This window comes from Mesorhizobium shangrilense (genome assembly GCF_040537815.1).
GTDB lineage: Bacteria > Pseudomonadota > Alphaproteobacteria > Rhizobiales > Rhizobiaceae > Mesorhizobium > Mesorhizobium shangrilense.
In genome coordinates this window covers 1-10,425 of record NZ_JBEWSZ010000024.1, presented here as the reverse complement: position 1 = coordinate 10,425, position 10,425 = coordinate 1, and the positions used below count along the sequence as shown (strand labels likewise).

The 10,425-nt window shown below is 61.8% G+C and carries 10 protein-coding genes; all 10 read left to right on the top strand.

Translation table 11 applies throughout. From position 1 onward, the window contains the following. Positions 1 to 233: 233 nt before the first annotated feature. The 10 genes from ABVQ20_RS40060 to ABVQ20_RS40015 all read left to right on the top strand — a co-directional run bounded on the left by ABVQ20_RS40060 (position 234) and on the right by ABVQ20_RS40015 (position 10,085). Positions 234 to 434 carry a hypothetical protein gene (locus ABVQ20_RS40060; protein WP_354465355.1) on the top strand — a complete coding sequence of 67 codons (201 nt, stop codon included), beginning with the start codon at positions 234 to 236 and terminating at the stop codon, positions 432 to 434. A 9-nt stretch (positions 435 to 443) separates the two neighbouring features. Next, positions 444 to 1,019: a Fic/DOC family protein gene (locus ABVQ20_RS40055; protein WP_354465353.1), complete on the top strand. Its 576-nt coding sequence runs from the start codon at positions 444 to 446 to the stop codon at positions 1,017 to 1,019. A gap of 182 nt (positions 1,020 to 1,201) precedes the next feature. Further along, entirely contained in the window at positions 1,202 to 2,269 is a 1,068-nt protein-coding gene (locus tag ABVQ20_RS40050; RefSeq protein ID WP_354465351.1) for a LacI family DNA-binding transcriptional regulator, read from the top strand. Between the two features lie 192 nt (positions 2,270 to 2,461). Further along, entirely contained in the window at positions 2,462 to 3,475 is a 1,014-nt protein-coding gene (locus ABVQ20_RS40045; protein ID WP_354465350.1) for an SIS domain-containing protein, read from the top strand. Positions 3,476 to 3,503: 28 nt separating this feature from the next. After that, on the top strand, positions 3,504 to 4,826 hold the full coding sequence (locus ABVQ20_RS40040; RefSeq protein WP_354465348.1) for an ABC transporter substrate-binding protein: 1,323 nt from the start codon (positions 3,504 to 3,506) through the stop codon (positions 4,824 to 4,826). 8 nt (positions 4,827 to 4,834) lie between these two features. Next, positions 4,835 to 5,797, top strand: a complete 963-nt coding sequence (locus ABVQ20_RS40035; protein WP_354465346.1) for a carbohydrate ABC transporter permease — start codon at positions 4,835 to 4,837, stop codon at positions 5,795 to 5,797. 2 nt (positions 5,798 to 5,799) lie between these two features. Further along, positions 5,800 to 6,654, top strand: coding sequence for a carbohydrate ABC transporter permease (locus tag ABVQ20_RS40030; RefSeq protein WP_354465344.1), 855 nt, complete (start codon positions 5,800 to 5,802; stop codon positions 6,652 to 6,654). A 22-nt stretch (positions 6,655 to 6,676) separates the two neighbouring features. After that, on the top strand, positions 6,677 to 7,534 hold the full coding sequence (locus ABVQ20_RS40025; protein ID WP_354465343.1) for a PfkB family carbohydrate kinase: 858 nt from the start codon (positions 6,677 to 6,679) through the stop codon (positions 7,532 to 7,534). A 2-nt stretch (positions 7,535 to 7,536) separates the two neighbouring features. After that, on the top strand, positions 7,537 to 8,955 hold the full coding sequence (locus tag ABVQ20_RS40020; protein ID WP_354465341.1) for an NAD(P)/FAD-dependent oxidoreductase: 1,419 nt from the start codon (positions 7,537 to 7,539) through the stop codon (positions 8,953 to 8,955). A gap of 41 nt (positions 8,956 to 8,996) precedes the next feature. Next, positions 8,997 to 10,085 (top strand): ABC transporter ATP-binding protein, encoded by a 1,089-nt coding sequence (locus ABVQ20_RS40015; protein ID WP_354465340.1) that lies wholly within the window; start codon positions 8,997 to 8,999, stop codon positions 10,083 to 10,085. Positions 10,086 to 10,425 lie beyond the last annotated feature (340 nt).

The following is a 10,425-nucleotide window of genomic DNA, read 5'->3' as shown; positions in this document are numbered from 1 at the left end:
GCTCGTCAGGCTCATAACCTGAAGGTCACAGGTTCAAATCCTGTCCCCGCAACCAAATTCAAAATAGCCCGGTTCAAGCCGGGCTATTTTTGTATCTAGCTTATGGTTGCTGTGTCGAAGCGACGGCGCCCAAGCCCGTTTATATCTGGTGCCGCTGATCAGCCGGATAGGGGCCCCGAGCTCATGAGCCAAGTTCCTTGCCCCGGAATCGGTGGCTGTGATAATCTCAGCCCATGAAAAGAGCCGCCGCCATCGTCCGGACAACCAGAACTGAAGAGTTCGTTCTCAGTAGCCGCAAGGGTGAGAGAATCAGTGCGGTCGAGGGCCTGAAGCTGTCACCGCGAATGGCGGCGATTCTCGACGAAAGCCGTGGGCGCGGGCTCAGTGGCGACGAACGGCGCGAGCTGGTCAAAAAGCAGATTTCCAAGAAATAGGCCTGGCGCGTGGTATATGCCGCCGAGGCCGACCCGCTCTGTTACCCAGGCACAACGGTTCTTCGCAACAGGCTTGATGTCCAGGATCAGGCCGGCCTCGATGAGGTCGAACTTGCCCTCTTCCTGATTCGCGCTGACGAGCCGATTGCGAGCGGTGCGCTCGATTATGCGCACTACAAGGCGATTCACCATCATCTGTTCCAGGACATCTATGACTGGGCCGGGGAGGTGAGGGCGATTCGCATCGGCAAAGGCGGCAACTGGTTTTGCTACCCCGAATACATCGATGCGGAGATGATCCGAATTTTCGACGACCTCGCAGTGGCCAACTATCTCGTGGGCCTATGGCCTCACGATTTCGCTGTTCAGGCGGCGCATGTGCTCGCGGAAATCAATGCGGTGCATCCGTTTCGCGAGGGGAATGGGCGGACACAACTCACCTTCCTGGCTGTGCTCGCCGAGCATGCCGGCTTCACCTTCGATGACGATGCCCTCGATCGTGATCGGGTGCTGGGCGCCATGATCGGGAGCTTTTCTGGCGACGAACAGCCCTTGGCTGCTCTCATCGCCGACATCATCGCCTAAGGTTGCATAAACTCAGGGAGAGAGTGCGGCGTCGAGGACATTGCATGATTCGCGGAGCAGAGCACTCCAGATCGTGGCTCTCGGCAAAGGGTGATTTGGCAGGGCCGCCGCGCAACGCGCTCTTGGCAGTTTGAGAATCGGTGGATATGCCGCAGAACTGTGCAGGCAACGCCGAGCCTAGTATGACGATCCGACGCAATGTCGAGGTCGCGGAAGGACAGACAGTCGTGACGCAGAAAGGGATCACCCTCAAGGACGTTGCCGCCGCGGCCAATGTCTCGCGTGCCACGGCCGCGCGGGCGCTCAACAGTTACGGCTACGTTGGCGACGAGACGGCGCTTCGCGTGATGGAGGCCGCGGAAAGACTGGGCTATCGGGGGAACCTCGTTGCGCAAGCGCTTCGCAGCGGGCAATTGCCAATCGTCGGCTTCGTGCCGGGCGATATCCAGAATCCCTTCTTTGCCCGAATCGCTCATGACATCGAGGTGGACCTGCGCAAGCACCGCCACAATCTGCTGATCGCCAGCAGTGAGGAGAATGTCGAGCAGGAAAAGGAATTGCTGGGGAGCCTGCGCGCGCTCAGCATCCGTGGCTTCATCCTGGCGCCGACCTCGGCGAGCGACAGCGAGCACATCCTGGAACTGGTGCGCGAGGGGTCGCCGATCGTGCTGATCGACCGTGTCATCAAGGACCTGCAGTGCGACAGTGTGGTCGTCGACAATGAAGGTGGCGCGCGCGAAGCCGTGGACTACCTCGTCGCCAATGGCCACGACCGAATCGGTCTGTTGCGTGACGAATCACGCATCTTCACCGCGCAGGAACGTCTCGCCGGCTACCAGAATTCGCTGCAATCGCACGGAATCGCGCTCGACGAATCATTGATCAGCGTGTCGCGCTCGACGGTCGAGCATGCCATCGACGCAACGATAAGGCTGTTCAGCCGCCGCAATCGTCCGACCGCCCTTTTCACCGTCGACAGTCTGATGACGCAGGGGGCGCTTCTCGGCCTGCGCTCTATGGGACTGTCCATCCCGCATGATGTGTCCCTGGTTGGCTTCGACGATTTCAATCTCGCTACCTTCACCGACCCGCAGATCACGGTCGTGGCCCAGCCCATCTCGGAGATCGGGCCACTGGCTGCTAAGCTTCTGCTGGAACGGCTGGCCGGCAAGAAGATCGCGCCGCGTCATATCCGATTCCCGACGCGTCTGATTGTGCGTGGCTCGGTCGCCCGCTTCAACGGGCGCTGACAGCGGCCGAAACCTTCCGTTTCTAATAATTTCATCGCGAGGGCACTTGCCAATCGCGAAATTGCGTGTCCATTATCCGAATGTGAGATCGATCTCACATTGATCGAAATTGATCAAAGGCTGGTTTGGACGGCGCATCGACGCTTGCGCCCGGGCAGAGGCTCTGCCGCATCCGAGTAAGGGAAGAACGACATGCTGAACTTCGATAGGGACCGCTTCGTAAGGATCCAGGGCGGGGCCGTTGCCATCGCCGGCGAGGCGCGCTTGCTGATGCGCACGCTGCTTGCGGAAGGCGTCGAGCGTCTGTTTTTCATGGGCACCGGCGGCGTGCAGCTTCTGACGCTTCCCGCGATCGAACTGGCGAAGCGCTATTCCACCTTCCCGGTGGGTGCTGAATATCCGGCCCAGGTCGTGCTCGATCCGCCGGCCGGTCTCGACAACAAGGCCGTGGTCGTCATCCCGTCGCTTTCGGGCACGACCAAGGAGGGCGTCGAGCTGATGGCCTTCCTGAAGAAGCGGGGCGTGCGCACCATCTCGCTCACCGGCCATTCGGACACGCCGATCGCGCAGGAAGCCGATCACAATTTCACGAACTTCGCTGAGGACGACACCTCGTCGGAATCATTCTACCTGCAGACGCTGCTGATTGTGCTCGCGCTGCTGGCCGAGCGCGGCGAATATGACGGTTTCGACGCGGCGGTCGCCGAACTCAAGCTGCTGCCGGGCCTGCTCGCCGATGCGAAAGCCGCATTTGAGGACAAGGCCGCCGAACTGGCCGCGACCATCAAGGACGAGACCTATCACATCTTCACCGGCGCCGGTTCAGTGTGGCCGGAGGCGAACTACTACGGCATGTGCATCCTCGAGGAGATGCAGTGGATCCGGACCCGCCCGGTGCACGCCGCCGATTTCTTCCACGGCACGCTCGAGCTGGTCGAGCCGGGCGTCAGCGTCTTCGTGTTCAAGGGCGAGGATGCGCTTCGGCCCCTGGCCGACCGGGTCGAGAATTTCGCCAAGCGCTACACGGACCGCGTCCGCACGCTGGATGCGGCCTCGGTGAAATTGCCGGGCATCTCCCAGCAGGTGCGCGGCATGATTTCACCCGTGTTGCTCGCCACCTTGCTCGAGCGGCTGAGCGCGCATCTCGAGGTGCTCCGCAATCACCCGCTGACCACCCGTCGCTACTACAAACGCGTTGAATACTGATCCACTCTCACCTCAGAAGGAGCTGCTTATGAAACGTTCGCTGCAAGTCGTGGCGGTCACAGTGGCCGCGGTATCATCATTGGGATTGTCTATGAGCGGCAGTTTCGCCGCTTCAGCGGCGGTCGCGGCCGACCCCAACGCCAAGGTGGAATACAGCGGCACGCTGTCGATCCTGACCAAGTTCGGATTGCAGCAACTGTCGCCCTATTTCATCAATCTGGCGCAGGATTATGAGAAGCTCCATCCGGGCGTGAAGGTCGAACTCATCCAGGAGAGCGACGACAGCGTGAAGGGCAAGACCAAGACACTGGTCGCGTCAAACTCGCTGCCCGATGTCTATTTCTCCTGGACGGGCAGCTGGGGCGGGAACTTCGTGCGCGGCAACCGCGCCGTCGACCTGAGCACGGTCATTGGTCCCGATACCGACTGGGGCAAGACGCTCTCTCCGGCGGCCGTCAAGGCGTTCGAATACAATGGCAAGCTCTACGGCATCCCACTTTATCAGGACGCCAAGTTCATGGGCTACAACAAGCAGATCTTCGCCAAGCTCGGCCTGAAGGCGCCAGCCAATTTCGAGGAACTCCTGACCAGCTGCGACGCCATCCGCAAGTCCGGCGCGACCCCGATTTCGTTCGGCAACAAGGAGGCTTGGCCAGCCATCCACTTTGCAGGCCAGCTGCTCGCATACAACGTGCCGCAGGCAACACTGGAACGCGACTTCGATCCGGCCACCGCCGATTACAGCGATCCAGGCTATGTAGCGGCGCTCAAGCAGTTCAGCCAGCTTGTCGAGCGTTGCACCGATGGCGCCGGCGTCAACGGCACATCCTATGCCTCGGCTCTCCAGGCCTTCACCAACGCGCAGTCGGCCATGTACTATCAGGAGATCATCGAGTTCGATCAGGCCGCTACGTCGGACTCGGCGCTGAAGCCCGCCGATTTCGGGTTCTTCAGACTGCCCGTGCCTGATGGCGCCAAGGGTGACCCCAAGTCGATCGAGGGCGCGCCGGAGGGCTACATGATCAACGCGGCATCGAAGAACATCCCGCTGGCGATCGATTTCATGAAGTTCGTGACCTCCAAGGAAAACGCTGAAGTCCTGTCGGCACCGCCTTACGGCCAGCCGAGCGCAACCATCGGCGGCGCCTCGGAAAAGAATATGAGCGCGGCTGTGGTCGATGGCCTCAAGGACATCAACGCGGCCTCCTACCTCATGCCCTGGTTGGACACGGCAAACCCGCCGCGCGTCGCCGCCGTTTGGTTGTCCAGCCTGCAGGCGCTGGCTGGCGGTTCGATGACGCCTGAGCAAGTGATGGACGAGGTGCGCAAGGCCGCATCCGCAGCCAAATAAAGCAGACAATGGCAAGGGCATCGGACACAATGGAAAGCGGCGCCGTGCTTCGCGGCGTCGCCAGGCCGCAAAGGCCAAAGGGCCTGCAGGCCCGCTTCGGCAATCTGTTGTCGTTCCGATGGGCGGCGATAGCGCTGATCCTCATCGGCTGGTTCGTCTACTATCCGATCGTCGACAACTTCATCGTCAGCACGACAGACCAGGACATCTATACAGGCGAGGTCACCAATGTCGGCCTCGCCAATTACGACCGGCTGCTGCATGACCCCATCGTACTGCTCGCGCTCTGGAACAACTGCCTCTACGCCATCATCTCCGTCGTCTTCCAGGTCTTCGGCGCGTTCCTGCTGGCGGCCATCATCGAGGATCTGAGGAGCGAACGCTGGCGCCGTTTGTGGCGCGCCGTCTATTTCGTCCCCTCCGCCATCTCGATCACGGTCACCGGACTGCTGTTCTATTTCATCTACCAGCCACAGGTCGGGCTGCTGGATGCGGCGCTCAGCCGTGTTGGTCTCAGCCAGTTCGTCATGCCCTGGCTCGGCAACGAGCACACCGCCATCTACGCCATCATCGCCATGAGCCAGTGGCAGGGTTTTGGCTACTCGACGCTGCTGTTTGCCATCGCCATCCAGAAGATTCCGCGCGACCTCTACGACGCCGCCACGATGGACGGGGCCGGCGCGCTTCGCCGGCTGTGGAGCATCACCTTTCCTCTGACCCGCGAAATGACTGGGTTGATGATTATCGTCACCATCACTGGCGCGTTCCAGGTGTTCAACGAGGTCATGGTGATGACCGCGGGCGGGCCTAACAACAGCAGCCAGGTGCTCGGCACATGGCTCTACCAGAAGGCCTTCATCGAGGACAATTTCGGCTATGGCGCGGCGATTGCCGCCGTCATCTTCGTCCTGACCATGCTCACCGGCGCGGCACAGCTCTGGTACACGAAGCGTCGCCGGGTGCAGCTATGAGCATGACGGCTGCAGTCGGCCGAAACCGGCATGTGAATGTGTGGTCCGTCATCGCCAGGACATTCCTCTATTCGTTCCTCGTCTGCCTCGGCGTCGTCGTCATCTATCCGTTGATCTGGATGGCGCTCAGCGGTTTCAAGGACAATGCGCAGATCTTCGGCGATCCCTTCGCCCTGCCTGCCCATTGGTCGTGGAACAATTATGTGCAGGCGTGGAACCAGGGCGTGCGCGGCTATGTCACCGTCTCCGTCCTGGTGACCGTTGCTTCCGCCATATGCACGGTGCTGATCAGCGCCTGGACGGCCTTCGGCCTGACCCGGACCAGGATGCCGGCAAAACCGCTGGTCGTCGCCATCGTGCTGGGCGGATTGATGCTGAGCCCCACCGTGGCGATCATTCCGCTGGTCAAGATGCTGCAGGCGCTCGGCCTCTATAACACCTATTGGGCGCTGATCATTCTCTACACGGCGTTCCGGGTGCCGTTCACCACCTTCCTGATCCGCGCCTACATGCTGGACCTGCCTGGAGATATCGATGAGGCGGCGACGATGGACGGCGCCAGCGAAGGCCAGATCTTCTGGCGCATCACCCTGCCACTGTGCCGGCCGATCATCATCTCCTGCGTCATCCTGCATGTCCTGTTCGCCTGGAACGAATATCTGTTCGCCATGGTCTTCACGAGCGGCAGCGACGTGCAGACACTGCCGGTCGGCCTCACCTCGATCATGGCAACGCACGGCACCAACTATGCCGTTGTCTTCGCCGCCATGACGATCTCTGCCCTGCCCATCGTCATCGTGTTCTTTGCCGCGCAGCGCTACTTCATTCGTGGCCTGTCCGAAGGCATCGGCAAGTAGCAATCCCCCGAAAGGAACCTTCATGCCGCAGCCAAAACTTGTCGCTGTCGGGGATAATTGCCTCGACGCCTATCTGAGCAACGGCCTGCTCACGGTCGGGGGAAACGCCCTTAACGTCGCCGCGCAATGGCGGCGTAACGGTTGGGCGGCCCGTTACTTCGGCGCCGTCGGCGAAGATCCCGAGGGTGATGTGGTGCTCGCAGAACTGGCAGGCGTCGGCCTTTCGCCGAAAGATGTCGAACGTCTGTCCGGCGACACCGCCGTCACCTTGCTCCGTGATGAATCAGGGGACCGGAAGTTCCTGCACGAATCCTTCGGGGTCGGCGAGAACTACATGCCGGCACCGGAGCACTATGCGGTCATCGCCGGTGCCGATTGGGTGCATCTCGGCACCAACGCCAACGAGGATCTCGTCCGCAGGCTGGTCGCGGATCACGTGCCGTTCAGCATCGACGTGTCGACCAAGCATCTGGCGCTGCCGCTCGACGGCGTGCCCATGCTGTTTGCCTCCGGTCCCGACGACGTCGATCAGCCGGTTGAGCCTTTGCTCTGCGCGCTCAGGGCGGCCGGAGCGCGGCAGGTGGTCTTGACCTGCGGTCGGCGCGGTTCCTATTTCGACGATGGCACGGATGTCGTGCACGCGCCGGCGACGCTTGTCGATGTCGTGGACACGTGTGGCGCCGGCGACAGCTTCATCGCCACGTTCCTGACCAGCTTCCATTTCGATGGCCTTCGCGCATCGGAGGCGTTGCACAAGGCTTCGATCGCGGCGGCTCAGACCTGCACGCATCTCGGCGGGTTTCCGCAGAAACCGCGTCCCATCCCGGAATGGCTGCCTACCAAATACGCCGGCTTCATCACCGATGCCCAGGAGGCCTGACCGTGACGACACTTCGTTTGCGACAGCCGGCCGTAGCGCCTCCCTCCGATCGGTCGTTCTGGCTGCAGGATATCGGCGCCGGCACCGCGACCGAGCCATTGCAGGGAAATCATCGCGCTGACGTAGTGATCGTCGGCGGCGGCTATACCGGTCTGTGGACGGCGCTGCGCATTCGTGAGCTTGCTCCCGAAACGCGGGTTATCGTGCTCGAGGCCGATCTTTGCGGTTCCGGAGCGTCTGGCCGTAATGGCGGCCAGGTCCATTCGTGGTTCGCCGAGATCGACCAGATCAGCACTGTCGTCGGCCTCGAGGAGGCGCGGCAATTGTGCGCGGATACGGTGGCTTCGATAGCGGAGCTGAAGGCGCTGCAACGGGACGGCACGATCGATATGGATCTGCGGCTGGACGGTTGGCTGTGGACCGCGAGCTCGATTGCCCAGGAAGGTGCATGGGAGCACGCCGTTGCCATGGCGGCGGCGGTGGGAGAGAACCGTTTCAGGCGGCTGACGGCCGATGAGATCGAACGCCGCACCGGTTCATCCGCGTCCTATGCTGGCGTCGTCGAGACCAATGCCGGCACGGTTCACCCGGCCAAGCTGGCGATCGGATTGCGCGACCTGGCCCTGGCGCGCGGCATCATCATCCATGAGCGCAGCCCGGTCCTCGACATCGAAACTGGCAGGACATGCAAGGTGCGCACGGCGCGGGGCATGGTGCAGGCCGAAAAGGTCGTGCTTGCCGCGAATGCCTGGCTGTCGGCGCTGCCGGAACTGCGCCGCCATCTCTATGTCGTTGCCAGCGAGGTGATCGCCACGGCCGCCGTGCCCGAACTGCTCGACAGCATCGGCTGGCGTGACGGCGCTTCGATCTGCGATTCGCAGGCCCAGGTCCTCTATTACCAGCGCACCATCGGGGGCAGGGTGGTCTTCGGCCGCGGCAGCGGCAATGTGGCCTTCAGCGGGAATTTCGGCGCCAGCTTCAACCGCAGTCCGGAGCATGACCGGGACAATGTGCGGGAACTGCACCGGGTTTATCCAGCGCTGCGCGGCGTCGCTGTCGAATATGACTGGTCTGGCCCGATCGACTGCGTGCCCGAACACGTTCCCGTCTTCGATCATCTGCGCGATCATCCCAACATCTTCTACGGCATGGGGTTCAACGGGACCGGCATCGCGCAGACGCCGATTGCCGGGCGCATCCTGGCCAGCCTTGTCCTGGAGCGCAAGGATCGCTGGAGCGCCAGCGGCCTGGTCGGCATCGAGCGGCGCATGTCATTGCCGCCAGAGCCGTTCCGCTACCTCGGCGCCAAGCTCGTCCGCGGCGCGGTGCGCCGCAAGAACGAAGCCGAGATCAACAACCGCAAGGCGGACAGGATCACCAATCTGCTGGCCGGGCTGAAACCGGGCCGCCGCAAGCAATAGGCGAGCATCTTGCCCAGCGTCATGCAATCGAGGAGAGCACAATGGCCGATCTGACCCTCAGGCAAATCAGGAAGTCCTACGGCAGCGTCGATATCCTCCATGGCATCGATCTCGACATAAAGTCAGGCGAGTTCATCGTCTTCGTCGGGCCGTCAGGTTGCGGCAAGTCGACCTTGCTGCGGTCGATCGCCGGGCTTGAGGAAATCACCTCCGGGGAGCTCAGCATCGATGGCGAGGTGATCAATGACGTACCGCCATCGAAGCGCGGCATCGCCATGGTGTTCCAGTCCTACGCGCTCTATCCGCATATGACGGTCTACGAGAACATGGCCTTCGGCATGCGGATCGCCAAGGTCGGGAAGGCCGAGATCGACCAAAGGGTAAAACAGGCGGCGGAAATCCTGCAGCTGACCAAATATCTCGACCGCCTGCCCAAGGCGATGTCGGGCGGCCAGCGCCAGCGCGTCGCCATCGGCCGCGCCATCGTGCGCAATCCAAAAGTGTTCCTGTTCGACGAACCGCTGTCCAACCTCGACGCGGCGCTTCGCGTCGCCACCCGCATCGAGATCGCCAAGCTCAAGGAATCGATGCCGAACACGACGATGATCTATGTCACCCACGACCAGGTCGAGGCGATGACGCTCGCCGACCGCATCGTGGTGTTGAAGGACGGCTATGTCGAACAGGTCGGCACGCCAATGGATCTCTACAAGAGACCCGGCAATCTGTTCGTCGCCCAGTTCATCGGCTCGCCAGCCATGAATATCGTGCCGGCCAGGATCGAGACTGCCGGCGCGGTGACGGCGATCAGCCATATCGGCGCAAACATGGTCAATGTGCCCCTGGCGACGCCGGCGTCCGCCAAGGGCACCGAGGTCAGCTTCGGCGTGCGGCCTGAAGATCTGTTCATCGTCACCGGAGCCGATTTCCTGTTCGAGGGAAAGGTCGACTATGTCGAGCAACTCGGCGAGGTGCAACTGGTCTACATCGATATCGGCCGCGCCGACCTGCCGCTGGTGACCAAGCTGCCGGGCAATGTCGAAATTAGCCGGGGGGCGACCGTGCGGCTTGGCGCCAATCCCGGTGATCTTCATCTCTTCGATGCGGGTGGGCGTTCGCTCCAGGCGTAAGCAGCCTGTGGATAAGTCGTAATTGCCTGTCGGCAGGGACACGGCACGCCAATTTTTGAGCATCGCCCCAGTCGTCATCGACCGCAATCCCGCAGGTTTCCTGGCATCTGGGCGTATTTAGCCGTCTCATCCTTCGAGGCCTTTTCCTTTGGATTCCGGCTTACGAATTTCCGCCCGTGTGGATATTCGCGAGAAATCGAAAAAAGGTCGACGATCGGTGTTGACAGTTTGTCGGGGTGGCGACTATATACGCCTCAACAACGAGGGCGGCGCGCCGCTGGCGACGAAGAAGTTCGCTTCTACAACTGCCCTCCGCGAAATTCAAGAGAGCCGCGTAAGC

Coding starts and splice junctions, on each gene's coding strand:
- ABVQ20_RS40060 (WP_354465355.1), top strand. CDS start 234: ATGAAAAGAGCCGCCGCCATCGTCCGGACAACCAGAACTGAAGAGTTC.
- ABVQ20_RS40050 (WP_354465351.1), top strand. CDS start 1,202: ATGACGATCCGACGCAATGTCGAGGTCGCGGAAGGACAGACAGTCGTG.
- ABVQ20_RS40045 (WP_354465350.1), top strand. CDS start 2,462: ATGCTGAACTTCGATAGGGACCGCTTCGTAAGGATCCAGGGCGGGGCC.
- ABVQ20_RS40040 (WP_354465348.1), top strand. CDS start 3,504: ATGAAACGTTCGCTGCAAGTCGTGGCGGTCACAGTGGCCGCGGTATCA.
- ABVQ20_RS40035 (WP_354465346.1), top strand. CDS start 4,835: ATGGCAAGGGCATCGGACACAATGGAAAGCGGCGCCGTGCTTCGCGGC.
- ABVQ20_RS40030 (WP_354465344.1), top strand. CDS start 5,800: ATGACGGCTGCAGTCGGCCGAAACCGGCATGTGAATGTGTGGTCCGTC.
- ABVQ20_RS40025 (WP_354465343.1), top strand. CDS start 6,677: ATGCCGCAGCCAAAACTTGTCGCTGTCGGGGATAATTGCCTCGACGCC.
- ABVQ20_RS40015 (WP_354465340.1), top strand. CDS start 8,997: ATGGCCGATCTGACCCTCAGGCAAATCAGGAAGTCCTACGGCAGCGTC.